At 36.7% G+C, this 26,978-nt stretch carries 19 protein-coding genes; 18 read left to right on the top strand and 1 reads right to left on the bottom strand.

Translation table 11 applies throughout. From position 1 onward, the window contains the following. The first annotated feature begins 59 nt into the window (after positions 1 to 59). Positions 60 to 2,705, top strand: a complete 2,646-nt coding sequence (locus HMPREF2810_RS09160; RefSeq protein ID WP_002355749.1) for a calcium-translocating P-type ATPase, PMCA-type — start codon at positions 60 to 62, stop codon at positions 2,703 to 2,705. Between the two features lie 333 nt (positions 2,706 to 3,038). Next, complete coding sequence (locus HMPREF2810_RS09155) at positions 3,039 to 5,045, top strand: KUP/HAK/KT family potassium transporter (protein ID WP_002387003.1); 2,007 nt, start codon at positions 3,039 to 3,041, stop codon at positions 5,043 to 5,045. Between the two features lie 69 nt (positions 5,046 to 5,114). On the opposite strand, the gene HMPREF2810_RS09150 is transcribed toward HMPREF2810_RS09155, so the two are convergent. Next, the gene (locus HMPREF2810_RS09150; RefSeq protein WP_002381295.1) at positions 5,115 to 5,813 is read right to left on the bottom strand and encodes a helix-turn-helix domain-containing protein; all 699 of its coding nucleotides are present in this window, start codon (positions 5,811 to 5,813) and stop codon (positions 5,115 to 5,117) included. 124 nt (positions 5,814 to 5,937) lie between these two features. Between HMPREF2810_RS09150 and HMPREF2810_RS09145 the strand changes: the two genes are divergently transcribed. The 16 genes from HMPREF2810_RS09145 to HMPREF2810_RS09070 all read left to right on the top strand — a co-directional run bounded on the left by HMPREF2810_RS09145 (position 5,938) and on the right by HMPREF2810_RS09070 (position 26,914). After that, positions 5,938 to 8,082, top strand: coding sequence for a heavy metal translocating P-type ATPase (locus tag HMPREF2810_RS09145; RefSeq protein WP_002379171.1), 2,145 nt, complete (start codon positions 5,938 to 5,940; stop codon positions 8,080 to 8,082). A 123-nt stretch (positions 8,083 to 8,205) separates the two neighbouring features. Beyond that, on the top strand, positions 8,206 to 9,630 hold the full coding sequence (locus tag HMPREF2810_RS09140; RefSeq protein WP_002399733.1) for a helix-turn-helix domain-containing protein: 1,425 nt from the start codon (positions 8,206 to 8,208) through the stop codon (positions 9,628 to 9,630). A gap of 68 nt (positions 9,631 to 9,698) precedes the next feature. Further along, positions 9,699 to 10,610 (top strand): aldo/keto reductase, encoded by a 912-nt coding sequence (locus HMPREF2810_RS09135; protein ID WP_002355754.1) that lies wholly within the window; start codon positions 9,699 to 9,701, stop codon positions 10,608 to 10,610. Positions 10,611 to 10,797: 187 nt separating this feature from the next. Beyond that, positions 10,798 to 13,446 (top strand): DNA polymerase I, encoded by a 2,649-nt coding sequence (gene polA, locus HMPREF2810_RS09130; RefSeq protein ID WP_002355755.1) that lies wholly within the window; start codon positions 10,798 to 10,800, stop codon positions 13,444 to 13,446. 99 nt (positions 13,447 to 13,545) lie between these two features. Next, the gene (mutM, locus tag HMPREF2810_RS09125) at positions 13,546 to 14,388 is read left to right on the top strand and encodes a DNA-formamidopyrimidine glycosylase (protein ID WP_010715060.1); all 843 of its coding nucleotides are present in this window, start codon (positions 13,546 to 13,548) and stop codon (positions 14,386 to 14,388) included. Further along, positions 14,385 to 14,984, top strand: coding sequence for a dephospho-CoA kinase (coaE, locus tag HMPREF2810_RS09120; RefSeq protein ID WP_048942139.1), 600 nt, complete (start codon positions 14,385 to 14,387; stop codon positions 14,982 to 14,984). Before mutM ends, coaE begins: the two co-directional genes overlap by 4 nt. 179 nt (positions 14,985 to 15,163) lie before the next feature. Continuing rightward, positions 15,164 to 15,646, top strand: coding sequence for a transcriptional regulator NrdR (nrdR, locus tag HMPREF2810_RS09115; protein WP_002381296.1), 483 nt, complete (start codon positions 15,164 to 15,166; stop codon positions 15,644 to 15,646). Between the two features lie 15 nt (positions 15,647 to 15,661). Further along, positions 15,662 to 17,071, top strand: coding sequence for a replication initiation and membrane attachment family protein (locus HMPREF2810_RS09110; protein ID WP_002415915.1), 1,410 nt, complete (start codon positions 15,662 to 15,664; stop codon positions 17,069 to 17,071). Next, positions 17,071 to 18,000, top strand: coding sequence for a primosomal protein DnaI (gene dnaI, locus HMPREF2810_RS09105; protein WP_002355760.1), 930 nt, complete (start codon positions 17,071 to 17,073; stop codon positions 17,998 to 18,000). Before HMPREF2810_RS09110 ends, dnaI begins: the two co-directional genes overlap by 1 nt. A gap of 81 nt (positions 18,001 to 18,081) precedes the next feature. Beyond that, on the top strand, positions 18,082 to 19,290 hold the full coding sequence (locus HMPREF2810_RS09100; protein WP_002415916.1) for a hypothetical protein: 1,209 nt from the start codon (positions 18,082 to 18,084) through the stop codon (positions 19,288 to 19,290). A 13-nt stretch (positions 19,291 to 19,303) separates the two neighbouring features. Next, positions 19,304 to 20,824 (top strand): glycan biosynthesis hexose transferase WsfD, encoded by a 1,521-nt coding sequence (locus tag HMPREF2810_RS09095; protein WP_002415917.1) that lies wholly within the window; start codon positions 19,304 to 19,306, stop codon positions 20,822 to 20,824. Next, positions 20,814 to 22,397 carry a hypothetical protein gene (locus HMPREF2810_RS09090; protein ID WP_002415918.1) on the top strand — a complete coding sequence of 528 codons (1,584 nt, stop codon included), beginning with the start codon at positions 20,814 to 20,816 and terminating at the stop codon, positions 22,395 to 22,397. The genes HMPREF2810_RS09095 and HMPREF2810_RS09090 overlap by 11 nt, the downstream gene beginning before the upstream one ends. Beyond that, on the top strand, positions 22,394 to 23,656 hold the full coding sequence (locus HMPREF2810_RS09085; protein ID WP_002415919.1) for a glycosyltransferase family 2 protein: 1,263 nt from the start codon (positions 22,394 to 22,396) through the stop codon (positions 23,654 to 23,656). The genes HMPREF2810_RS09090 and HMPREF2810_RS09085 overlap by 4 nt, the downstream gene beginning before the upstream one ends. A 14-nt stretch (positions 23,657 to 23,670) precedes the next feature. Continuing rightward, the gene (locus HMPREF2810_RS09080) at positions 23,671 to 25,737 is read left to right on the top strand and encodes a cellulose biosynthesis cyclic di-GMP-binding regulatory protein BcsB (RefSeq protein WP_002355765.1); all 2,067 of its coding nucleotides are present in this window, start codon (positions 23,671 to 23,673) and stop codon (positions 25,735 to 25,737) included. After that, a complete protein-coding gene (locus tag HMPREF2810_RS09075; protein ID WP_002415921.1) occupies positions 25,727 to 26,587 on the top strand; it encodes a hypothetical protein in 861 nt (286 codons plus the stop codon). Before HMPREF2810_RS09080 ends, HMPREF2810_RS09075 begins: the two co-directional genes overlap by 11 nt. Before the next feature lie 15 nt (positions 26,588 to 26,602). Beyond that, complete coding sequence (locus tag HMPREF2810_RS09070; protein ID WP_002366283.1) at positions 26,603 to 26,914, top strand: hypothetical protein; 312 nt, start codon at positions 26,603 to 26,605, stop codon at positions 26,912 to 26,914. The last annotated feature ends 64 nt before the right edge of the window (positions 26,915 to 26,978 follow it).

Here is a 26,978-nt window from a genome sequence, read left to right as displayed (position 1 = left end):
CATGTTATATTTAATAGAGACACTATTATATAGGAAGAAAAAATTAGAGGGGGAATAGGATGGAAGCTTACAAGCAATCTGTCGATACTGTCACAAAAGAAGTTTCAGTCAATACTGAAACTGGTTTAACACAACAAGAGGCCCAACAACGGCTGAAAGAAAATGGCCGCAATCAATTTGAAGAGGCTAAGAAGGATTCTGTGTTAAAGAAATTTATTCACAGTTTATCTGATTTTACAACGATTATTTTATTAGTTGCTGCGGCAATTTCGTTTTATACAGCAATCGTAACAGAACATGGCGAATATTTTGAAGGAATCTTAATTATTGCAATTGTGATTATCAATGCTGTTTTAGCCATTGTTCAAGAAGGAAATGCTGAAAAATCTCTGGCGGCTTTACAAGACATGAACAAGCAAAGTAGTGCAGTCTTACGAGATGGCAAGGTAATCGAAGTCGATGCTGAAGAACTAGTAGTAGGAGATGTTCTAGTTCTTGAAGCTGGTTCTATGATTACAGCCGATGCACGACTTATTCAAGCTTCTCAAATGCGCGTAGAAGAGTCAGCACTAACAGGTGAAAGTGAACCTGTTGAAAAAGATCCTACATACGTGGGGCATGACGATGATGGCTTAGGAGATCAAATAAATATGATTTTCAAAGGCTGTACCGTTGTGAATGGCCGCGGACGAGCAGTAGTAACTGCAACAGGAATGAATACGGAAATGGGTAAAATTGCTGGGTTACTGAATAACAGCGATCAGCAAAAAACACCATTACAAAAACGCTTGAATCAATTAGGCAAACGTATTAGTTTGTTAGCCTTAGGGGCTGCAGCAATTGTTTTCATTATTGGTGAACTGCAAGGAGAACCGCTTCTTGAAATGTTTATGACAGCCGTTTCCTTAGCGGTGGCAGCTGTACCAGAAACACTAACCGTGATTGTAACGTTAACCTTAGCATATGGTGTTCAAAAAATGGCTAAGAAACATGCGATTATTCGTCGATTGCCAGCAGTAGAAACGCTAGGAACTGCGAATGTTATCTGTTCTGATAAGACAGGAACACTGACACAAAATAAAATGCGCGTCCGCCGAGTATGGCATCGTGGTGATGAAGTAACGGATACGGAAGATGCCATGACCGATGAAGCCATGGAAGTACTGAAAATGGCTGCTTTATGTACAGATGTCATTGTGGAAAAAGAAGGCGATGAATTAACTGTTACAGGGAATCCGACAGAAGCGGCAATTGTTCGTGCTGTCGAAGAAAATTATCATACTAAAGAAGAACTTGAAGAAAAATATCCTCGTATTGGTGAAATTCCCTTTGATTCAGAACGAAAAATGATGACTACGGTCCATCAATGGGGGAAAAAGTACATCTCAATTACTAAAGGAGCCTTTGATGTGTTACTACCTCGTTTTGGTTTCGGAGATGTCGATCAAGCGGCTATTGTTAATGATCGTTTCGGAAAACGAGCGTTACGAGTTATTGCTGTCGGTTATGCCGTATATGATGAACCACCCAAGGAAATTACATCAGAGGCTTTAGAAAAAAATCTTCGCTTGTTAGGCTTAATTGGCATGATTGATCCACCACGTCCAGAAAGTAAGGGCGCCATTGCTCGTGCGAAAAAAGCTGGAATTAAAACAGTCATGATTACTGGTGATCACGTGGTAACAGCCAGTGCAATTGCTAAAGAATTAGGAATTTTAAAAGATAAAAGTGAAGCCTTATCTGGTTCAGAACTGAAAAAAATGAGTGATGAAGAATTAGATAAACGTGTTAAAGATTTATCCGTTTATGCACGTGTAACCCCTGAAGATAAAATTCGAATTGTTCAATCATGGCAACGTTCTGGCGCTGTTGTAGCAATGACCGGAGATGGCGTGAATGATGCGCCAGCCTTGAAAGCTAGTGATGTCGGTTGCGCAATGGGGATTACTGGAACAGATGTGGCCCAAGGTGCTTCAGATATGATTTTGACGGACGATAACTTTGCAACTATTGTTGATGCAGTGGCGCAAGGACGTGCCGTGTACCGAAATATTCGTAAAGCCATTAACTTCTTATTAAGCTGTAATATTTCTGAGATTTTTATTGTTTTAATTGCCATGTTACTTGGTTGGGGTGCGCCATTTACTGCAGTTCAACTGTTGTTTGTTAACGTGGTCGCGGATGGGTTACCTGGTTTTGCATTAGGAAAAGAACCAGCGGAAAAAGGAATTATGGATGAGGCACCAATCCCTAAAAACGAAGGGATTTTTGCACGAGGCTTATGGCAAAAGATTGGGATTAATGCAGCAGTGTTCACAGTCATTACTTTGTTTGGTTTTTACCTAGGTGCCTTTGTACCAGGTGTTTCAGCCTATGTTTCAAACAGCTATGAAGTTGGACAAACAGTGGCATTTTTAATCTTAGCTTATTCCTCTATCTTACATGTCTTTAATGTTCGTAGTGCGAACTCTGTTTTCCGTGTAAAATTATCAAGCAACAAGTCGCTCTTTGAAATGGTCGTTTTAGCATTACTAATTACCACAACCATTGCTTTATTACCATTCACACAAGAACTATTTGGATTAGTGCATATTAGTTTAAATCATTGGATGTTAGCAATTTTCCTATCCTTTGTGCCAATTTTCGTCAATGAAATGATTAAGTTCCATTTCTCTGAAGTCGAAGAGGAAGAAGAAGTGATTTAAATTTAACAGGAATAAAAGGAGCTACTTTTGTTCAGGGAATTATCTTAATAGTTAGCAAGTGGGGCAGCAGTCGTTTCGACTGCTGCCCCACTTATTTTTGATTTTCCTTTTTTCAAAATAGGTGGGTTTCTTATCTAAGATGAACATTCTCTAATAAAAAGACTTGCTAAACGATTTAAAACGTATTATAGTGAGTAGCATCGTTAGTCAAAAAGCGCTTTTTGACTAATGAAAAAGATATATAAAACGTTATATAATAAAGAGTTTTAAAAGTTTTTATGGAGCTGTTGGTTAAACTAAACGAAGTCATTTCTTTTGTAGGAGGAAAGTATTGTGTTACACAAAGCAGAGGGGTTTGATCGTCGGAAATTTACGATGGCAGGGATCTTAGTTGCCATGGGCGTTGTCTATGGAGATATTGGAACGAGCCCTTTATATGTAATGAAAGCCATTGTAGGAGATAATGGTGGCTTGGCACGGGTCTCTGAATCGTTTATTTTAGGTTCGGTCTCATTAATTTTTTGGACATTGACTATCTTAACCACGATTAAATATGTAGTTATTGCTTTAAATGCTGATAACCATGGAGAAGGTGGGATTTTCTCTCTTTATACATTGGTTCGTAAAAAAAGTAAGTATTTGATTATTCCCGCAATGATTGGCGGTGCCGCTTTACTGGCTGATGGCGTTTTGACCCCAGCTGTGACAGTGACGACAGCGATCGAAGGCTTACGGGGGATTCCAGCATTTTTTGAACGTTTTGGCAATGACCAAACGATTATAGTGGTTATTACGTTGACGATTATTTTAATTCTTTTTTCTGTTCAACGATTTGGAACAGAATTGGTCGGGAAAGCTTTTGGGCCGATTATGTTCTTGTGGTTTACTTTTTTAGGCATCATTGGTTTAATGAATTTTAGCCAAGATTGGACGGTTATTCGTGCATTAAATCCATATTATGCTTTGCAATTACTAGTCAGTCCAGAAAATAAATTAGGTCTATTTATTTTAGGGAATATTTTCTTGGCTACAACTGGTGCTGAAGCTTTATATTCTGATTTAGGGCATGTAGGAAAAATGAATATCCGCATTAGCTGGCCGTATATTAAGATTTGTTTGATTCTTAATTATTTAGGGCAAGCTGCGTGGTTGTTAACGGTCAAAGAAAACCCTGAAATGCAGGCATTAGCTGAAATTAACCCATTTTTCCAAATGATTCCACGAGGTATTCTCGTATTTGGCGTTGTTTTTGCAACAATCGCCGCAGTGATTGCTTCGCAAGCGTTAATATCAGGTTCGTATACTTTAGTTTCTGAAGCGATTAAATTGAAGTTATTACCAAGACTTAAAATTATTTATCCTGGGAGCAATATCGGTCAAATGTATATTCCAGCGGTAAATTTAATTTTGTGGTTAGCTTGTTCAGCAATCGTGCTGGCTTTTAGAACATCGACACACATGGAAGCTGCGTATGGTCTATCGATTACGATTACGATGTTAATGACAACCATTTTATTGTTGTTTTATCTTTTGGATAAAATTCCAGCTTGGTCTGCGTATCTAATTTCCTTGTTCTTTGCTGCCATTGAAGTTGTCTTTTTCTTTTCAAGTGCTGCGAAGTTTTTCCATGGTGGATATGTTGCTGTGGGAATGGCAGTCTTCTTGTTATGCATCATGATTATTTGGGAACGCGGCAACGAGATTAAGGAAGCGACGGCGGAACAAGTGTCGTTGAAAAAATATGTACCACAACTTAAAGCTTTGAAAGAAGATACATCTGTACCTATGTATCAAACCAACGTGGTCTTTTTAACCTCCGATCGAGTGGATGGCGAAATTAATCGTAATATTATTTATTCGATTTTGGACAAACAGCCAAAACGAGCGAACGTTTATTGGTTTGTTAATGTTCAGGTAACAGATGAACCCTTTACTCAAGAGTATTCTGTTGACATGCTAGGAACTGATTTTATTGTGCAAGTTCAGCTATATTTAGGCTTCCATATTTCTCAAGAAGTGAATGTATATTTAAGACAAATTGTTCATGACTTGATGAAAACAGGCCGCTTGCCAAAACAGCCACAACGTTATTCATTAACGCCAGGAAGAGAAGTTGGCGATTTCCAATTTGTATTAATTCAAGAAGAATTATCTAACGTTTCTGAACTGAAAAAATGGGATCGACAAATTATGCAGGCAAAATTAGCTATCAAAAACTTAACTACCTCTCCTGAAAGTTGGTTTGGCTTGGAATACAGTGAAGTCAAATATGAATCCGTTCCTTTAATCATTGGCCCACAACGGAAAACGCACTTAGTCGAACGAAAGAATCGTTCATAAATAGAAGAAATTTAACTAAAAGATTGAGCCTAAGTCCTTGAGATACATGGCTCAATCTTTTTTGTAGAATCAGAGTAAATACTGTAATTCCACAAAGAATTCATTTAAAAGCGTTTGGTCTTTAAAGGAATTCATCCGCTTAAAGATGGCCAGTAAGACTTCTTTTTGAGGTTCAGTTAATTGATCTACTTTTAACAAAGGAAGAAAAGCGATAATCAGAGAATAATCCAATTCTGGATTTTGAGAATGTGTAAATAATTCATGGAGTTCTGACAAAATAAACGGATGATAATAAGATTGGTCAGACTGTTCTTCTGCAGTTGTTGGTTCATAAATAGAAATACTCTCTTGGGAATGAGAGGGGGCTTCTACTGTTAAAGGAAAAGCATAAAAGGACTGCTGTAACTTTTGCGCTTGAATCATAATTTTTAAGGAATCGTGATAGGATAGCTGTTCTTCAGATAAACGTCCCATCAACTGAGTAAAAAAAGGTGGTTTTAGCAGTTGTTTATTTTGAAAATTTTCTTTTAATAGCTGGCGCACAAATCGATCGAAATCACCATAAAGTAGCCAATCTACTGTTGTGTCACAGGCTTTAGCGATTTTTTTTAAGTATCGTTTATTGGGTAAATTCAAACCTAGTTCCCAGTTACTAATTGTACTTCCACTAGATAAACCAATTTTATTGGCTAAATAACGTAAAGTGTACTTCTTCTTTTTTCGAGCTTCACGCATGCGTGCCCCGACTTGCTTTGTAGTAATTTTCATTGAAACACTCCTTTTGTAATAAATATGAGGATAAGGTGTTCTTAAAATATACATACGCAAAATTCGGCTCTTTTTTTTCTAAACTAAAAAAAGTAATTATTTCTAACAATTTTCATCTTGTGCTATGCTTAAGATGAAAATACTTAAGAAGAGAAGGGATCATATGTCAGCAAAACATAATCATGAACAACACCAGGAAAAACAGCCAACAATGTCCCACGATAAAATGAATCACATGAATCATGATATGGCGCATGAACAAATGGCTATGTCACACCAACATGAAGGAATGAAGGGAATGGATCATTCAATGCATATGGGGAATTTTAAACAAAAATTCTGGCTGTCATTGATTTTAGCTATTCCGATTATTGTTCTTTCACCAATGATGGGTTTTCAATTACCTTTTCAATTTACTTTTCCAGGTTCTGATTGGTTGGTCTTAATTTTAGCAACTGTGCTATTTTTTTATGGTGGGCAACCATTTTTAAGTGGCGCTAGAATGGAATTACAGCAAAAGAGTCCAGCAATGATGACGTTAATTGCGATGGGGATTTCGGTATCATATTTTTACAGCTTATATGCGTTTTACATGAATCATTTTACGAATCAGGCCCACGTGATGGACTTTTTCTGGGAATTAGCCACTCTGATTGTTATTATGCTTTTAGGCCATTGGATTGAAATGAATGCTATTTCTAATGCTGGTGATGCCTTGAAAAAAATGGCTGAACTGTTGCCTGACACAGTCAAGCGAATGACTGAACATGGGGAAGAAGAAATTCCTTTGCAAGATGTCCAAGAAGGTGATCGCTTGATTGTTCGTTCGGGAGATAAAATTCCGACAGATGGTAAAATTTTGAAAGGAAGCACAACAGTCGACGAATCGATGGTTACAGGGGAATCAAAAACAGTAGAAAAAAACATTGGTGACTCCGTGATTGGTGGAGCTGTCAATGGCAACGGAATGATTGAAATTTCGGTAACTGGCACGGGTGAAAATAGTTACCTGTCAAAAGTTATGGAGATGGTTAAACAAGCGCAATCGGAAAAATCAAAACTAGAATCCATTTCAGACCGTGTAGCCAAGTGGTTATTCTATATTGCCTTATTCGTAGGTGTGTTAGCATTTATCGGTTGGTTAATGGCGACGAAAGATTTGTCGCTAGCATTTGAACGAATGGTTACAGTTTTTATTATTGCCTGTCCCCATGCGTTAGGCTTAGCAATTCCTTTAGTGATTGCTAGAAGTACCTCCATTGCTGCTAAAAATGGCTTACTTTTAAAAAATCGGAATGCATTAGAACAAGCCAATAAGGTTGAATATGTGTTGCTGGATAAAACTGGAACTTTAACAGAAGGACAATTTACAGTTACTGGCTTAGAATTAATGAGTAAGCAGTTTACTAGAGAAGAAGCACTTAAATATATTGGGGCATTGGAAAAAAATGCAAATCATCCGTTGGCAATTGGGATCATGAACTATTTAAATAAACAAGCCGTTCAACCTTATGAAGCCCATAATCTGCAAGCTTTATCAGGCGTAGGACTGGTTGCTACTGTTCAAAACCAAGAAGTCAAAATAGTCAATGAAAAAGAAGTTGCACGGTTACAGTTAACCTTCGATGAAACAATTAAAACAAACTATCAAGAGCAAGGAAATACCTTGAGCTATTTAATCATCGCTGGTCAATTAGTCGCACTGCTTGCTTTAGGAGATAAAGTCAAACCAGAAGCTAAAACATTTATTGCAGAGTTACAAGCGCAAGGAATTACGCCAGTCATGTTAACAGGGGATAATCAAACAGCCGCCAGTGCAGTTGCTAATTATTTAGGAATGAAGGAATACTACGCAGAGCTCTTACCAGAAGATAAAGAAAAAATTGTGCAACAATATCTTACTGAGGGACATCAGGTCATGATGGTAGGAGACGGTATTAATGATGCACCAAGTTTAGCCCGTGCTTCAATCGGCATTGCGATAGGCGCTGGTACAGATGTAGCGATTGATTCGGCAGATGTTGTACTGACGGATAGTGATCCTAAAGATATTTTAAGGTTCTTAGATTTAGCCAAACAAACACGACGTAAAATGATCCAAAATCTTTGGTGGGGAGCTGGGTACAATATTGTCGCCATTCCTTTAGCGGCTGGGGTTCTTGCACCAATTGGGATTGTTTTAAATCCAGCTGTAGGTGCTGTCTTGATGTCATTAAGTACAATTATTGTAGCAGCAAATGCTATGACACTGCATATTTCAAAAAAATAATTCGATATAATTGTAGAGAGCGGAAAGTAATCAATACTTTTTGTTCTCTATTTTTTTCTTCTTAAAAAAATTTTTGCCTTATTTGACGTATTCTTATAACAAGGGAGTGAAAGGGGACGATATATGGATTTCAAGGAATTATTGTCTTTTGAACATAAAAATATGTTGGAATTGTTGGATTTACTGCAACAAGAGCAGACATTTTCTGTTTTGATGGCTGCAGAAAAACTAAAGGTGAGCGACAAAACCATCCATTGTTACATTCAACGTTTTGAAAAAAAGCAGGAAACGTTTAAGATAGAAGGGCTTTGTAAGATTTATACAACGACCAAAGGAATTGTAAAATATCGTGAATTATGCGTTTGTGGCTTGGCTCGATTTAGACAAAAATTTTGTTATTTTATTCCCGAATTTTATATTTTACGTTGTCTAATTGAAGAGCGAATCAATTATGCACAATTGACCCAGGTATTGGAATTACAGGAATCAACTCTTCGGAAGAAATTTTCTAATATTCGACGTTGGCTAGTTAATTTTGATATTATTGTACGTCAAAAACATTACGATTTAACTGGTAATGAATGGCAAATTCGACAGTTAATCCTTTGTTTTTATTTGTTTTTCCAAGAAAGCTGTCTGGAAGAAAACAGAGAAATGACTCGGAAAATCATTACCTTTTTTGAGTTGGATTTAAATGTAGCACAACAGAATCATCTTAGTTGGCTAATTTATATTTGGGAGAAACGATATAGAGGCGGGCATGAAATTTCAGTGCCAAATGCTAATTTATTTCAACAAACAAGTGCTTTTTTTTATTTATTTCGTGTGGAAGTGTTGAGCACTTCTTTTATGTCTCTTAAAGAACAAAAAGCGTTATTTGTGATTCTTGAAGCACATTTTGGTGGTTGTTTTGGCAAGAGAGCGCGAAAGTATTTTATTCATGAGCAAATGAAAATAGAAAGTTTATGCTTAAAAACAGCTATTTTTATTATGAAAGAAATTAGGAGAAATTTTACACAACATCATTTTAATTATCAAGAAATTCATTTATGTCGATTTTTAAGTACGCATATGAATAGTTTATTAGACGGACAAGCATGGTTGCCAGCTCATAAACAGGAACAAACACTCGCTGCTCGTTATCAACAAACCTGGCACAGATTACAAAAACTTATTAGGCTTTTAAAACGCCTATATCCAGTCTTTACTTCAGTAAAAGAACGGGAATTGACGAGTTGCTATTTTTATCACATCCTAGATTTATTTAACCCGATTTTATATGAAAAAAAATATATTATTTGCCTATTGACGGACTTTCCTCCAGAAAAGGAACAAGCGTTGGGGCAATCTATAAAAAGCTATTTCAGTGAAAAAAAGAATATTACAATTATTCATGGAAAACCAACGTATCAACTTCACCAAGTACACCTCTTAATTGTCAATCATTTGTTTCAGATGAACGTAGCGCTTTCTTCTAAGACAGTGGTTTATTTGCCAGAGGAATTATCTCCTGCTTTTTTTGAAAAAGTCGAAGCGAATCTATCGTAAGAAGTCCAATTTTGTCTAAATAGTGTTAAAATGAAGAAGTAAGAGGAATGGATGAGGAGGATATTAAAATGAAACAACTGCAATTTGGTACAAGTGACGAAACAGTTTCTTCGGTTATCTTAGGATGTATGCGCTTAAATGGTGCTGAAAATCCTCAACAGGTAATTGAAACTGCTTATGATCATGGCATTACATTTTTTGATCACGCCGACATTTATGGTGGCGGCGACTGCGAAACCATTTTTGGTAAGGCCTTAAAAGAAAGTACCATTCGTCGTGAAGATATTTTTATACAAACGAAATGTGGGATTCGTCAGGGCTTTTTTGACTTTTCAAAAGCACATATTTTAGAAGCGGTCGAAGGGAGTTTACAGCGTTTAGGTGTAGATTCAGTCGATGCATTATTGTTGCATCGTCCAGATACTTTAGTGGAACCAGAAGAAGTAGCTGAAGCTTTTCATTTATTAGAAAAACAAGGGAAAGTTCGCTATTTTGGTGTAAGTAACCAAACGCCAGGACAAATTGAACTTTTAAAAACAGCTGTTAAACAACCGTTATTAGCCAATCAATTACAATTTGGCATCAAGCATACTGGTATGGTAGATCAAGGCTTACAAACAAATATGGAAATATCAGGAAGCATTGATTATGATCATGGTATTTTAGATTATTCACGGTTGAAACAAATGACTATTCAAGCATGGTCACCGTACCAATATGGTTATTTTGAAGGTGTCTTTATTGGAAATGAAAAATTCCCTGAGTTAAATCAAAAATTAAGCGAATTGGCTGAAAAATATCAAACAACGCCAACTGGTTTAGCCAGCAGCTGGATTCTGCGCCACCCTGCTAATATGCAAGTCATCGCAGGAAGTATGAATCTTGGTAGAATTGAAGAAATTGCTAAAGCAGCAGACATTGTGATTAGTCGCGAAGATTGGTACGATATTTATCGTGCAGCGGGAAATGTTTTGCCGTAAAAAGATTCTCATACTTGTGAAGATCCAGCGTGTATTGCTGATTGATTTTGGTATTTGATATAGTTGTCACTAAGGAACTATGTCAAATACCTTTTTCTTTCATTCTGCAATCGCCGTCTACTGCAAATTCTGTAGTTTTTTGTTAAAATAGAAAGGAAACTAGTTTGCTAAAGATGAGGGGAAAAAAATGACCAAAAAAAAATTATTACTCGTTGATGGAAACAGTGTAGCCTTTCGTGCATTTTTTGCGCTACATAACTCATTAGAACGATTCAAAAATAAGAACGGCTTGCATACAAATGCTATTTATGCATTTAACAATATGTTTGAAAATGTAATGCAAAAAGAAATGCCTACTCATGTTTTAGTCGCTTTTGATGCAGGGAAAACCACATTCAGAACAGAATTTTATTCAGAATATAAAGCCGGACGTTCAAAAACACCGGGGGAATTTAAAGAACAAATGCCGTATATTCGTGAACTTTTAGAAGGTTTAGGCGTAAAATATTATGAACTACCTAACTATGAAGCAGATGATATTATTGGTACATTAGCCAACAAAGTTGATAAAGATGAATTTGATGTTGTCGTGTTATCAGGGGACCGAGATTTGACGCAATTAGCGACGGACACTGTCAAAGTAGATATCACTGTTAAAGGAGTTAGCGATATTGAATCATATACGCCTGAGCATATTGCTGAAAAATATGATGGGTTAACGCCTAAGCAAATTATTGATATGAAAGGGTTGGCTGGCGACACGTCGGATAACATTCCAGGTGTAACGAAAATCGGTGAGAAAACCGCGATTAAGCTGTTAAAACAATATGGCTCAGTTGAAGGGGTTTATGAGAATATCGATGAAATGAAAAAAAGCAAAATGAAAGAAAACTTGATTAATGATAAAGAGCAAGCCTTTCTTTCTAAACGTTTAGCGACAATTGAAGTCAATGCACCAGTCGAAGTCAATGTGGAAGACTTGGCATATGAAGGGAAAAACTTAGAAAAATTGGTTCCTTTTTATAAAGAAATGGACTTTAAACAATTTTTAGCTAAGTTGGACATTACAGAAGAACCTGTTGAAATGGAAGATATTTTATTTGAAGTAGTCGAAGATCAGTTAACCAATGAAATGTTTACAGACGATATGGCTCTTTATGTTGAGATGATGGAAGATAACTATCATACGTCACCGATTGTCGGCCTTGCTTGGGGCAACAACAAGAAGATTTATACCACGAATAATTTAGCTGTTTTTGAAAGTCAGCCATTTATTGACTGGTTGATGGATGAGACACGTAAAAAAAATGTCTACGATGCAAAACGGACGTACGTTGCACTAAATCGCTATGTAGGAAAAATGACAGGGATTGCCTTTGATGTTTTATTGGCTGCTTATTTACTTGATACCAATGACAATAACGCTGATATTGAAGGTGTAGCACAACATTACGGATATGATGCGATTCAATCTGATGAAGCCATTTATGGAAAAGGGGCCAAAAAAGGCTTGCCAGAGGACGAAGAAGTTTTCTTTGGTCATTTAGCACGTAAGATTAAAGCAATTCAATTTTTAACAAGCAAATTAGATAGCGAATTAACAGAAAAGAATCAAGCTGATTTATTCTATAAAATGGAATTACCACTTTCTCGTATTTTAGGCGATATGGAAATAACTGGGATCCGTGTTGATGCCACGCGCTTAAAAGAAATGCAAGTAGAATTTTCAGAACGCTTGAAAGAAATCGAAGAAAAAATCTATGCAGAAGCTGGCGAAGAATTTAATTTGAATTCACCTAAACAATTAGGCGTTATTTTATTTGAAAAAATGGGCTTACCTGTGATCAAAAAGACGAAAACTGGTTATTCAACAGCGGTGGATGTTTTAGAACAACTAAAAGAACAAGCACCAATTGTGGCAGATATTTTAACTTATCGTCAAATTGCCAAAATTCAATCAACCTATGTTGAAGGACTCTTAAAAGTAATTCAGCCAGATAATAAAATTCATACTCGGTATGTACAAACACTGACACAAACAGGACGACTAAGCTCAGTAGATCCTAATTTACAAAACATTCCTATCCGTTTAGAAGAAGGCCGAAAAATTAGAGAAGCCTTCGTACCAAGAGAGGATAATTGGTTGATTTTTTCTTCTGATTACTCTCAAATTGAGTTACGTGTGCTCGCGCATATTTCTAATGATGAGCATTTAAAAGAAGCGTTTGTGGAAGGACAAGATATCCATGCCAGCACTGCAATGCGAGTTTTCGGTGTTGAAAAAGCAGAAGATGTCACACCTAACATGCGTCGTCAAGCTAAAGCGGTGAATTTTGGAATTGTCTATGGTATCAGTGATTATGGCTTGTCTCAAAACTTAGGCATTACTAGAAAGCAAGCGCAACAATATATTGACACCTATTTTGAAAAATATCCAGGCGTGAAACAGTACATGGAAGAGATTGTCCGCGATGCCAAAGACAAAGGATATGTGGAAACATTGTATCATCGCCGTCGTTATTTAAGTGATATTAATTCAAGAAACTTTAATCTACGTTCGTTCGCTGAACGTACAGCGATTAATACACCGATTCAGGGAAGTGCCGCAGATATTTTAAAAATTGCGATGATTGAAATGGCGCGTCGTTTAAAAGAAGAAAAATTACAAGCGACAATGTTATTACAAGTGCACGATGAATTAGTTTTTGAAGTACCAGAATCAGAATTAGAACAATTAAATCAACTCGTCAAAGAAGTGATGGAGCACGCAGTTTCCTTACATGTGCCACTTATCACCGATAGCAGTTGGGGAAAAACATGGTATGAAGCAAAATAATAGCTTACCCATTAAGAACGATGAATAAAATAAGGATAAGTAGGATCTGGACGTTGGTATCTAAGCGTTCAGACCTCTTTATATAAAGGAGCAAAAATAATGCCAGAATTACCAGAAGTAGAAACAGTGCGAAAAGGACTTGAAAAACTTGTTGTAGGAAAAACCATTCAAGAAGTCATTGTTTTTTGGCCAAGAATTATTGAATCACCAGAAGTTGATGTATTTCAAGGTCAATTAGCTGGTCAAACGATTGAAGGGATTGAGCGAAGAGGAAAATTTCTGATTTTTAAATTGTCTGATAATGATATGATTTCTCACTTACGAATGGAAGGTAAATATGAGTTTCATCAGGCTGATGATGAAATTGCCAAACATACCCATGTAATGTTTACTTTTACAGATGGCACGCAATTACGTTATTTAGATGTACGGAAATTTGGGCGTATGACATTGGTTCCTAAGAATCAAGGTCATCAATATAAAGGGATTTTAGCTTTGGGCCCAGAGCCAACACCAGATGTTTTCCAATTAGCTACTTTTCAACAAGGCTTGAAAAAGCATCATAAGGCAATTAAGCCATTGCTGTTAGATCAAAAGCTAGTGACGGGCTTGGGGAATATTTATGTAGATGAAGCACTTTGGCAAGCGCAAATCCATCCAGAACAACCAGCAGATTCCTTAAAACCTGTGGAAGTTGCTACGTTGTATCAAGCAATCATTGACGTCTTGGCACGCGCTGTTGAAGCAGGTGGAACCACCATCCGCACCTATCTAAACGCGTTAGGAGAAGCAGGGACTTTTCAAGTAGCGTTGAATGTCTATGGGCAAACAGGCTTACCTTGCAATCGTTGTGGTACGCCAATTGTTAAAACAAAAGTAGCACAACGTGGTACGCATTATTGTCCACAATGCCAACAATTGAAAGGTCGTCGATTGAAATGACAAAAGTTTTAGGCATTACAGGAGGAATTGCGACAGGTAAAAGTACGGTTGTTGCTCTTTTTAAAAAAGCAGGCTATCCAATTGTTGACGGCGACATTATCGCCCGCGAAATTGTTGCAAAAGGGCAACCAGCCTTAGCCGCAATCGTTGAAACTTTCGGACCAGAAATAGTATTAACAACTGGTGAATTGGATCGGAAAAAATTAGGACAATTAATTTTCGCTAATCCTCAAAAAAGAGAGCTATTAAATGAAATGTTGAAACCTTTTTTAAGAAAAGAAATTTTACGTCAAATTGAAGAAGCTAAAAAGAAAGCCGCCCTGGTTATTGTTGATATTCCTCTGCTTTATGAAGCTCATTATGAGGCGATTATGGATCAAGTTGCTGTGGTATATGTACCAGAAAAGATTCAAAAAGAGCGTCTGATGGCCCGAAACCAATTAACAGAAGAAGAAGCACAACAACGAATTGCTAGCCAATGGCCGATTGAAATGAAAAAAGAACGAGCAGATATCGTGTTTGATAATCAAGGAACTAGAGAAGAAACGGAACAACAAGTGAAGAAGTGGCTAGAGGAACAAACTGAAGAGAAGTGAATATTTTTTTAATGGCGTAAAATATTTTGAAAATTTCAGAAAAAACAGTGAAAGTCTTTGTTTTTATTAAAAAATGGCAAAGATTCAACGAAGAACCAGTTCTAAAGACCTAGTAATAGCGCAATTTCATGTTATAATATAGGCAACAAAAATTATACAGAATAGAAGAGGTGAACGTTATGCGTTGTCCAAGATGTCATCATAATAATTCCCGTGTTATTGATAGCCGTCAAGCAGATGATGGACGTGCAATTCGCCGTCGTCGTGAATGTGAAAATTGCAGTTATCGGTTCACTACATTTGAAAGAATTGAAGCGGCGCCATTACTTGTGATCAAGAAAAATGGGGATCGTGAAGAATTTAATCGTGATAAAATTTTGCGGGGGCTCATTCGCTCTGCGGAAAAAAGACCCGTTGCTATGGAACAAATGGTTCAAATTGTCGATAATGTTGAAAATCGAGTGCGTAGTTTAGGGGAAAATGAAGTCTCTACAACGCTTATCGGTGAATATGTGATGGAAGATTTAGTCAATCTAGATGAAATTGCCTACATCCGCTTTGCGAGTGTTTATCGACAATTCAAAGATATGAGCGTGTTTTTGAAAGAGTTACAGGACATTGTCGACAAAGCAAAATCTTCTTCTCCTGACTCAGAAAATTAAAAAGGAGGTCTTTCTTTGAAAGGAAATCGGCAAAGAATCCAACCAAAAAATATTTTTCAAGCGGTTATTGATTCACCGCTTTCTGATCAAGAGAAAGAGGTTTTAACCTTTTTATATCAACCAATTGTCGGCGCCAATGCGTTTAGTTTATATTGGCTTTTGTTATCTGAAACAACAGACTCAGAGGAGAATGGCTCGCTGTTTCATGCAGATTTAATTAGTTTGCTGGACTTGAGTTGCCAACAATTAGAAGAAGCTTGCTACAAATTAGAAGGCATTGGGTTGCTAGAAACGTATAAAAAAACAGATCGGGAATTAGGAGATTGTTATTTATATTATTTAAAAGCACCTGAAACAGCCGCTCGTTTTTTTAAAGATGAAGTGTTAGCTTTAGTGTTATTTAATCGGGTTGGACAACGGAAATTTGATCAATTAGTGCAAAAGTTCCAACCGCATCCTACTAAAACAGAGGGCTATCAAAATGTTTCCGCTAGCTTTCAAGAGGTTTATGCCTTTAAAGAAGAACAAATTGTTTCCGAAGCGAACCGATTGACAACGATTCAAGAAACTTTTTCTCAACAAGAAAAATCGAAGAAAATTTCTGTATCAACGGATTCTTTTGATTGGCACTATTTTGTGGAAGGTTTGCACCGTTTAGGTTTACAACTGCCTGAAGATGAGGCTAGTTTTCAAGAAGAAGTCTATGTTTTTCATCAATTATATGGCATCAATGAGTTAGATATGGTAGACTTTGCTTCGAAATCATTTGACTATTATACAAGTCGAATTTTGCCTAAGGAATTAGTGCGAACGATTCATCAAGCGTTTGATCCTGATAAAAAACCACAATCAACAAACGTAGTGACAAACAAGGAAGCACAATTGACGGTGGAAGAGCAACAAACGTATCGATATAACGCATTAAAAATGAATGGTTTTTCTGAACTGGATATTCAAATGATTATGGATAGTGAAAAGAATCCGCCTATTCAATATTTAGAAGCTTTAAAAAATAGTCGAGGCGGCTATACGACACCACAAGAACGTTCATTAGTGAAATATTTGGTTGCCAAATCAGGCTTACCGACTAGTGTGATTAATATTTTGATTAACTATGTTTACAACATTCAACAACAACCGACTTTAAAAGCGGAGTATGTGAATCGAATTGCGAATGAATGGGGACAAAGTGGCATTCATTCACCAGAAAAAGCAATTGAACATGTCAGAGAATTGGCAAAACAAAGCCAAACCAAACAAAAACAGCGACAACAAAATTATTCAGGGAAACGCCAAACTGTTCGACAAGAGCGATTGCCAGAATGGGCCGATCAGCCAAACGATGAAACAAAACTTTCCCCAGAAGAACAAGCCGAGTTAGATCGCCAAATTCAAGAATTTTTAAACCAAGGAGGTGACCAATGATGGAAGACGTAGGAAAAGAAATGTCAAAAATTATCCAGAAGCGTGACATCAATGAACGATATGAAGAGCTGGTTAACGAAGTATTGAAAGATCAAGATGTTCAAGCCTTTATACAAGCAAACCGAGAGCGTTTAACCGATGAAGATATTCGTAAAAGTTATGCTAAGCTGTATGAATTTGTTCAAGAAAAAAAGAAATTTCAATTAAACGATCCGGCAATGATTGCCCCCGGCTATGAGCCAAGATTAATGTTGAATTTTCATTACATTGATGTAACATATGTCCCAACGGCTGATTTAATCGCCCGTCAGAAGGAAGAAGAAATTCGCAATCGAGTAAGGGCAATGGACATGCCAAAAGATGTCCGAGAAGCAAATTTACGAGATTTCGATCCATCTTCTCAAGGTCGAGCCAAAGCGTTAGCAGAAGCAATGCAATTTTTAAGAGAATATCCTGCGACACCAAAAGAGTTTCATAAAGGGCTCTATTTACAAGGCCCCTTCGGTGTAGGAAAATCTTTCTTATTAGGTGCGATGGCTAATGCTTTAGCAGAACGTGGATTTACTACGACAATTGTTCATTTTCCAACATTTACAGTAGAAATGAAACAAGCCATTGGTCGCGATCAAGTTGGTGAAAAGCTCGATGCAGTAAAAAAATCCCCTATATTAATGATTGATGACATTGGTGCGGAATCCATGACTAGTTGGATTCGTGACGACGTTTTAAGCGTAATCTTGCAATACCGAATGCAAGAACAATTAGTTACTTTTTTCTCTTCCAATCTAGATTTAAAAGCTTTAGAAGAGCATTTAACCGTGACGCAACGAGGAGAACAAGAGCCGCTAAAAGCCAGACGAATTATGGAACGTGTGCGTTATCTGTCAAAAGAGATTACGATGACAGGAAATGATCGACGAAACGGTTAAAGCAATCCTTTTATTTTTATGGATTGCTTTTTTTCTTGCGCTTGAAGAGGTAGCGTAAGTTTCGCAAAAACAAGTACTTTTGTGTACACTGACAATAAAGAAGTGAGGAAAAGAGGCGTAACAATGAAGAGAAAACTTTGGATTTTTATTGGGGTATTCGTGGTGCTTCTGGGAGGATATTTTCTTTTGTTTAGAGAAAAATCCTATAAAGTAGAGGTGGAAAAAGTGAATCCAAAAATTCAACGCTTAATGTCGACAGACAAACAACATTTTTTAACAAAACATGAATTTCACACAAAAGAAACAGCTGAGCGCAAAGATTTGTTGAAGTTTTTTATTGAAACCCGGCTCAAAACAGACGGCGGTTTTTTAACCAATTATTTACCAGATGCTGAACGCAAAGATGTCGCTACAGGACATGAGTTGCTAAGTGAGTCTTCTGGTCTATATTTGCGGGATTTAGCTTTTGATACGCAGGGACGTTTTGATAACTTTTATAAGCAGACGAAAGACACTTTTTATGACGGCGTCCAATTTAGTTACCGAATTGACGAGCAAGGCAATAAGTACAATGTCAATGCCTCGATTGATGATTTACGGATCATTCGTTCGTTGATTGAAGCAGGTGGGCATTTTAACACAGATCAGTATGATCAAGAAATTAAAAAATTAGGTAAGAGTTTTATGAAAACCTCTATGAAAGATAATATTCTAATTGATTTTTACGATAGTAAATCAAAACAACAGTCTTCAGAAACTTCTTTGTTTTATATTGACTTAATTACGCTGGGTTATCTATACAAAGAATTTGGGATTTCAGCAGACTACTTGCAGTATCATTACCAATTAATAGACGATGGCTATATTTCTGATGATTTACCTCTTTATCAAACGAAGTTTAATCATCAAACAAATAAATACGAAAACAACGGAACACTTAATATTATTGAATCTTTATTAACGATTGTCCATTTAAGTGAAGTGGGTATGGCGAAGCAGACTAGTATTGATTTTGTGCGAAAACAAGTTCAGCAAGGAACGCTTTTTAACTCGTATGATTTAAATGGATCGCCTGTGGATAAAAATCAATCTGCAGCCAGTTATGCGATAGCGGCTTTAATTGGTGTTGCCGAAAATGACAAAGAGTTGTATCGTGCGGCAATTACAGTACTTAATAATTTTCAAATTATGGATTCAAGCAGCCCGATTTATGGAGGGTTTGGTGATAAAGTTACGAAACAAGTCTATTCCTATAATAACTTAATGGCTCTTTTGGCCTATGATTTCTAGATGAGGTGAAAGCATGGAAAAGATCAAAAAACACATGAACTCAGCTTTTGAATGGTTGAGTCGTTATATTTCTCCAAGTCTTTTGGCCGTTTTAGGGATTGGGTTAGTGACAAGCATTTTGTTATTTGTTTATCCGATTAATGGCTTGGGAGATAATGGCGAGTATTTTCGTGTGTTAAATTCAAATAGTCTTTATCGTGTCAATGGTGATAGCTACGACAATGTGGCCTATTTTGTTAAGGACTTTTCAATTATGCGTTATTTTAATGAAACAACGACGCACTTTGTTTCCACTCAACAATTTTTCATTACCGTTGCCATTTGGCTTAATAAACTTTTTTATAGTCAAACACTTTTCGATATTCGTTTCTTAGGTTTCGTTTATCTTAGTTGTTTTTTAGTGTCAATTTATATTCTGGTACGAGGCTTAACCGAAGACGTATCTTTGAAAAAAAGTTATCTTATCTCCTTGTTGGTTATTTTCATCTTAGGGGATACCTCCTATACGATTTATTTTAATTCCTTTTATACAGAAGCGACGAGTTTTTTACTTTCTGTGAGTGTCTTAGCATTTTCTGTCTATTTTTATCGGGTGACGAAACCACGAACTTGGCTCAGAAGAATAATCTTAGTTATCTTGGCACAAGCAGTAGTACTTTTAATAGGAACAACACGCCAAGAATATTTGCTTATTATTGGTGTAATTATTGCTGGATTAGGATTTTTTGTCTACTTGTCACAACGTTATCAACGATTGTCAATGACGGCCTTTTTAATTGCACTGATTGGTTTTACAACGTTAGCAGCTTTTATTGTCCCTAACGATATCTATGAACGTGATGTCTACCACAGTATGACGCGCGGTGTAATGAAGGATAGTAAGGTTCCAGATAAACGGATGTCAGAGGGCGGAATTAACCCGCAATATGGGTTGCAAAAGGGACGTTCCTACTTTGAAGAATACAGTCCTGTATCACCAACTTCTGAACAAATGAAAAAAGATTTTTTTGATAAAACGAGTTTTGGATGGGTGTTATTGAATTATTTAAATTATCCATCTGAATTATGGCAAGGACTGAATTCAGCGGTCCCAAATGTTTACTTAGTAAAGCCTAATAATGTGGGGAATTTTGAGAAAACGACGGGGCGTGCACCGCTGGAACAATCTAAATTTTTTATGGTGTATAACCGTATTAAAGCCAGCTTTTTTCCTAAAAACTTTGCTTTCTATCTATTATTAGGCGTGATCCTGTTTGGTTTATATGGCGTTGGTTTATACAGAGGACTCAAGAGAAACGAACCGAGATTAGTTTTTCGCTTCTTTTTAATGACAGGGATTTATCTAAATTTATTAGTTGTTTTCATTTCAACAATTATTATTGATGGGGATAGTGACTTAGTACGTCATTTGTTTTTAGTCTCAGTATTTTTAGATTTTCTCTTGTTACAAATTGTTTCTGATGTTATTGGTAAACGAATGTGGCAAGATACAACACCACAAGTCATTGGGGAGGTAAAGAAAATTGAAAAATAAACAATATCTTATTGGCTGGGTGTGTTTCTTACTCTTTTTCGTTTTTTGCGGCTTTGCTAAACCGGCGCTGGCTGCACCAAGTAAACATGTCTTACTTGTCTATGACAGCTTGAATATTGCTGGAAAAAAAGAAAATGATGTGGATGCTTTACAACGAGTGTTGACGAGTTTTGGAGTAGAAGTTCAGAGTGTGGCGGTGTCAGATTATGTGCCTGGCGAATTGCTAAATGATGGCTATGACAGTTTGATTTCTATGGTGAATTGGCCTGAACAAGCCGGCGTTATTGCCTCTGATTTTCTAGCAGATCGAGTTCATTTTAAAGGTAAACAATTACACATTGGTCGAAACATGCGTGACGATGAAAAACAATATTTTAGCGGTACGTGGAAAGAATTAAGTCATCGTCAATATCGGTTAGAAGATGAAAAAAAACGCTTTTCTCAAGTATTGCCTTTTCAAGATCAATCAGTTGTGCTGGAAAATACGCAAGGTCAGACAGTTGGTCGATTAAAAACACAAGAATTAGCACCAGAAGAATATCCATTTGGTGTAATTGAGAATGGGCATGCTTTTCTACCAATGTTTGAACGCAAAGGCGCTGTTTTTTTAGAAAGCTTGGACGTGATTAGTCAATGGCTGGAAAGTGAAAAAATGTCACGGCCGTTTTTGACGATTTCTGATTTTAACCCGTTAAGAGATATGTCTGTGGCAACCTATTTGCAAGAAGAATTAGTTAAAACCACGTATCCTTATATTTTATCCAGTACGAGCGTTTCACAAAACAATACGATTTTACCTTATAAACTATTTACGAATGCGTTACGTGCATTTGCTTCGACGGGGGTTATTTTCTTAGAAACACCGGTCGTTAATAATGTTGATTTAAATGACCAACGTGCCTTGAAACAATTGATGGCGCAGCAGATTAGTTTATTGGTCGACAGACATGTCTATCCAGTAGGCATTTCTGCTCCAGGATATTGGAATCAAGACCTTCAATACCAAGAGGATGGTCTAGCAATTAGTGATACAGTGATTCTAAGAGAAAATCCGCCGATTGAACGTGTTTTTTATCGGAACCAAACGGGAGAATCAATCACTTATAAGAATGCTTTGTTTGATTTACCGTATGATTATTTATCGGGGATTGAATGGACGGATAAAGATAATCCGAATGACTATCGATTTCCAATGCCGACCACCATTAGTTTTTCATTTCCAAATTCTAAAAAAGAAGTGGATCATCTAATTCAAGAAGTCAAAGAAGCACCAATAGTGTTTAGTGTTTCAGAAGCGGATCAACATTTCACTGTTCAAACACAAACGCAGAAAATCGAATTTCGGAATAATCGGTTCTTCTTAAACAATCAAATTGTCAATGGTTTGGCTGATACAGGGGCCTCAACAGTTGAAAAACAACGATTTACAGGGTTATTTTCATTCTTTTTCAGTATCACAAACAATATTTTGATTGGCGTTGTTACACTGACTTTAATCATCCTGATTATTTTGTTTATGATTGGACGAAAGAATTATCGGTCGAAATATATTAATAAGGAGGAAGACAAATGACCATTGCTGACATTGTAATGTTAACAGCAACTATCATTATTTGGAGTTTACTAATTGTAAATATTCTCTTAGTTATTTTTGGCTATGTTTATTATTTAAAAACAGATCCTGTCGCACCGCCACCTGTAGAGGACGAAGATGCACCGTTTGTTTCAATTATGGTGCCGGCCCATAATGAAGGAATTGTCATTGTGCGGACAGTTGAAGCGTTATTAAATTTTAATTATCCGCAAGATCGCTATGAAATTATTGTGATTAATGACAACTCAAGTGATAATAGTGCCGAGCTTTTAGCGAATGTCAAAAAAAAGGCGGTTAATCGAAATTTGCAGATTATTAATACAGACAATATAACAGGTGGGAAAGGTAAGTCTAATGCCTTAAACATTGGTTTCAAGCAAGCCAAGGGGGACGTGATTGCCATTTATGATGCGGACAATACACCTGAACCGAATGCACTCCGTTATTTAGTTGGAGAGTTAATTGCTAGTGAGGAATACGGCGCGGTTATTGGTAAATTTAGAACGAGAAATCGCAATGCAAGCCTGTTGACACGCTTTATTAATATCGAAACACTTGCCTTTCAATGGATGGCACAAGCCGGTCGTTTTCAATTATTTAAGTTATGCACGATTCCTGGCACAAATTTCATTGTTCGTCGTAGTATTATTGAAGCCATTGGCGGCTGGGATGACAAAGCGTTAGCCGAAGATACAGAAATCAGCTTTCGCATCTATATGATGGGCTATAAAATTAAGTTTCAACCAAAAGCAGTGACGTGGGAGCAAGAGCCGCAAACTTTGTCTGTTTGGTTCCGACAACGGACGCGATGGGTCAAAGGCAATATTTATGTCATTGTTAAAAATGCTAAATTATTGTTTAATCCTAAAGCGAGTCGGATCCGTTTTGATATTTTATATTTCTTGTCCATTTATTTTCTCTTAATGACATCGCTCGTTTTGTCAGACATCATGTTAGTTTTATCAATGTCTGGTTACTTAACAACGACCCTGCAAGGATTTAGCAATTCCTTATGGTTGTTAGCGATTTTGTTATTTATTTTCAGTACTTTTGTCAGTATTACAACCGAAAAAGGCGAAATGACTTTAGAGAATATCTTAATTATTGCCTTGATGTATATTACATACAGTCAGATGTGGCTAGTAGTCGCCGCTTATGGCATGGTGATGTATATTAAAGAAAATGTTTTTCATAAACAAACACAAACAAAATGGTACAAAACTGAACGATTTAAATAAGGAGGAAACGTGCAATGAAACAAAAAACAGTCACTTTAATAGGGTTGTTCTTTCTGGCAATTCTAATTGGTGTCGCAAGTCCGACCGTATACGCCGAAAACAAAGAACAAGACAACCATACCTTTACACAACCTTTTCAAAATAAAACAATCTCTTTAACAGGTACTTCTGTCCGTAGCACCATGTATTTTACAAAAATTGATTATTGGGATGTAAAAAAAGCATCATTCAATATGACCTACCAAATCACACAATTAAAAAATAATCAGACCTCAGATTTAACTGTGGCGGTGAATGGTGTGAAGTTTTATTCTTGGCGTCCTGAAAATACGACTGGTATTCAACAAAAGACGATTGAAATCCCTTTGGAACTGATTAAAGAGACAAATACATTGACTGTTGAGGGCCAAATTATTAATCAGGCAGGAAACGACATGTATAATTTAATTGAAACTCCGGCAAATTGGTTAACGATGTATGAAGGATCTAACGTAAACTTCCAATACGATTTACAATTACCAGAGAATACGATTCATTCTTTTTATAATCATTTTGTGGGAGCAGACACGATTGCGAATAAACACAGTGTTATTTTGACACCAGAAAATGCATCGGAAAAAGAATTAGCTGCAGCGACCCATGCGTTAGCTGGTGCTGCTCGTTTGATTACTACCTCAGAAGAATTGTTACCAATGGCTTCTTTGAACAAAGAACAGTCAGCACCCTATCAGTTGATTATTGCCAGCTATGATAAATTACCAGATCAGTATAAAAGTCAAATCGATAGCAAACGTGTGGAGGACCAGGCTGTCTTAAAATTTTTCAATCAACCAGATAAGCATGTTTTAGTAGCTACTTCTAAAGATGAGGACTTACTTGTTCGTGCGGGACGTTATTTAGCAAACTATGAATTAATGACCCAAACAGATAAAGAAGAGACAACAGTTGATGAGAATACCGATACGTTTAGTTCAACTTTAGAATTTGATGGAAATTATCCATTAACCTCAACGGGGGATAAGCTAGAAGGGGCCTATCACCAAGAACAAACGTACTTTGTCAATTTACCAGTGGATCGAAACAATGCCAATGGAAGTCGCGTGCATTTACATTTTAAATACGCTGAAAACTTAGATTTTGATTCTTCTTTAGTGACGGTCTATGCCAATGATAAACCAATTGGCAGCAAGAAATTAAGCGCTGCTCGTGCGAACGGTGATGAATTAAATCTCGAATTTCCAAAGAACTTAGAAATTGCTGATAGTTTTGTTTTAAAAGTTGCTTTTGATTTGAATGTTAAATCACCAGAAGTTTTGCGAAATGGTCAGACTCCATGGGCCTTTATTGAAAATAATTCAAATGCGTTTATTCAAACAGAAGAACTGAATGACATATTATTTAACAACTATCCGAACATTTTTATCAGAAGCCGTTCTTTTGCTGATTTAGCGATTTTATTACCAGAAAAAATGGACGACAACTATTTTAAAGTGTTGACTAATTTATTTAACTTAATTGGTAATTATGCCGAAAGTAATGTCGGTGAGATTACGTATTATAAAAAAGCGCCTAAAAATGCGGCATTAGAAAATCATAACTTGATTATTTTTGGTACGCCTAAGGATAATCCGATGATTCGTAAGTTAAACGATCAGTTATATTTCCATTATGATAAGGACTTCACACGTTTTGTTTCAAACGAGAAACTGAGCATTGAAAAAGATTATGGCAAACAAATCGGTACGGCGCAGTTAATGTTTTCTCCATATAATGCGAAAGCCGCGGCGTTAATCTTAACGGGAGCTAAATCACAAGGTGTCTTTTTAGCCTCTACACAAGTGAATACAGAGAAGAATACTTCTATGTACAAAGGAGATGCCATTGTGGTCGATCCGAACTATCGTCGCTATGATTATCGTTTCAAAAAACGTGTAAGCAACGTTAGCAACGAATCATTAGGTAAACGAATTGTCAATAATCATAAATTAATGATTTATCTATTTGTCTTCTTAATTGGTATGACCATTATTGGATTAAGTGCGTTCTTCATCGTGAAGAAGAATTTGAAAGGTGGGGAATAGAGTGAATCAAAAACGAGTGACCTTACTTTTGGATTTAACTTTGTTGGTAGGAATTGTTTTGGTTGTCGGCACAACCATCTTTATGGCCTTAGGAACGAATGATTTCTTTGTGGACTTAAGTTGTCTATTAATTTCAGTTATCTTAATTATTGTTACCTATTTTGTAGGGATTACAGCGGGGTTAACATTTTCGCTTATATTTATTTTTCTACAATTGACTTATGTTGTATATCAGTATGTCTATCATGATTTGTTTAGCTATGGCTCATTATTTTGGCTAATCATGCCGCCGCTCTACTGTTTAACAATCTATGCAGTGACTTATCAAATTCGTACGATTGAAGAAGAAAATATTCGCTTACGTAAAGAAACTTCTCAGTTAAATGCGTTAGATGCAGTAACCAATTTAAGAACAGCAAAAATGTACGAAGAAGGATTCGATTTATTTTCTGACATTTCTACACGTTATGAAGCGCCGTTATATTTAGTCGTGATCCGAGTGGCCTATTGGGAAAGTATTCGTAACTTATTAAGTCCTGAACAAAAAAATGAATTGCTACAAATCGTGACAGCGGCGATTAAAGAGACAACGGATGATCGCTTCTTACCATACTTTATCGACGGCACACCGCCAACTTGGGCGTTATTAATTTTCCGCGATGGGGATGACGGATACACTACTAGAAAAGAATTCAAACAACAAGCTCAAGAGAAATTTGCCCATTCTGAAACCTTAAGGAATATTACTTTGACATTACAAGTTTCCTATACCAAATATGATCCTGCCGAATTTAACAACGCTTCAGAATTTTTAGGGGATGGAATTAATTCTCTTCAATATGATGTTTAAAAAGGAGGCAAACAAATGACTGAAAAAATTGCTGTTTTTACAGGGAAATTAGCAGAGGCTGGTGTGTTAAATGAGACGCAGCCATTGTCAATGCGATTACATTTAGAAAATATCCAAGCAGAAAGTGATCCAGAATCCATTGTGCCCTTATTTTCTCATGGGGTAATTTTAAACATACTTGTTGAACAGTTAGAGGAAAGTATCCCACTGTCTCACTTGAAAAAAGGGACCAAAGTCCGTTTCACAGTCGTGGGCTTGCCACCGATGACTATGTCGATTCCACCGCATGTTGGTGGGCAAGCGATTGAATTGATAGAAGAAATCTAAAAATAAAAAAACGACAACCATTGTAATATGTGAGCCGACCCCCAAAAGTTAGACCTAGAAATCT

Origin of the sequence: Enterococcus sp. HMSC078F03 (assembly GCF_001811595.1) — a bacterium.
Lineage (GTDB): Bacteria > Bacillota > Bacilli > Lactobacillales > Enterococcaceae > Enterococcus > Enterococcus faecalis.
The sequence above is the reverse complement of the archived record's forward strand: the minus strand, read 5'-3'. Positions and strand labels throughout refer to the sequence as shown.

Coding starts and splice junctions, on each gene's coding strand:
- HMPREF2810_RS09140 (WP_002399733.1), top strand. CDS start 8,206: ATGGATTTCAAGGAATTATTGTCTTTTGAACATAAAAATATGTTGGAA.
- polA (WP_002355755.1), top strand. CDS start 10,798: ATGACCAAAAAAAAATTATTACTCGTTGATGGAAACAGTGTAGCCTTT.
- HMPREF2810_RS09145 (WP_002379171.1), top strand. CDS start 5,938: ATGCTTAAGATGAAAATACTTAAGAAGAGAAGGGATCATATGTCAGCA.
- mutM (WP_010715060.1), top strand. CDS start 13,546: ATGCCAGAATTACCAGAAGTAGAAACAGTGCGAAAAGGACTTGAAAAA.
- nrdR (WP_002381296.1), top strand. CDS start 15,164: ATGCGTTGTCCAAGATGTCATCATAATAATTCCCGTGTTATTGATAGC.
- dnaI (WP_002355760.1), top strand. CDS start 17,071: ATGGAAGACGTAGGAAAAGAAATGTCAAAAATTATCCAGAAGCGTGAC.
- HMPREF2810_RS09085 (WP_002415919.1), top strand. CDS start 22,394: ATGACCATTGCTGACATTGTAATGTTAACAGCAACTATCATTATTTGG.
- HMPREF2810_RS09095 (WP_002415917.1), top strand. CDS start 19,304: ATGGAAAAGATCAAAAAACACATGAACTCAGCTTTTGAATGGTTGAGT.
- HMPREF2810_RS09160 (WP_002355749.1), top strand. CDS start 60: ATGGAAGCTTACAAGCAATCTGTCGATACTGTCACAAAAGAAGTTTCA.
- HMPREF2810_RS09070 (WP_002366283.1), top strand. CDS start 26,603: ATGACTGAAAAAATTGCTGTTTTTACAGGGAAATTAGCAGAGGCTGGT.
- HMPREF2810_RS09135 (WP_002355754.1), top strand. CDS start 9,699: ATGAAACAACTGCAATTTGGTACAAGTGACGAAACAGTTTCTTCGGTT.
- HMPREF2810_RS09150 (WP_002381295.1), bottom strand. CDS start 5,813: ATGAAAATTACTACAAAGCAAGTCGGGGCACGCATGCGTGAAGCTCGA.
- HMPREF2810_RS09080 (WP_002355765.1), top strand. CDS start 23,671: ATGAAACAAAAAACAGTCACTTTAATAGGGTTGTTCTTTCTGGCAATT.
- coaE (WP_048942139.1), top strand. CDS start 14,385: ATGACAAAAGTTTTAGGCATTACAGGAGGAATTGCGACAGGTAAAAGT.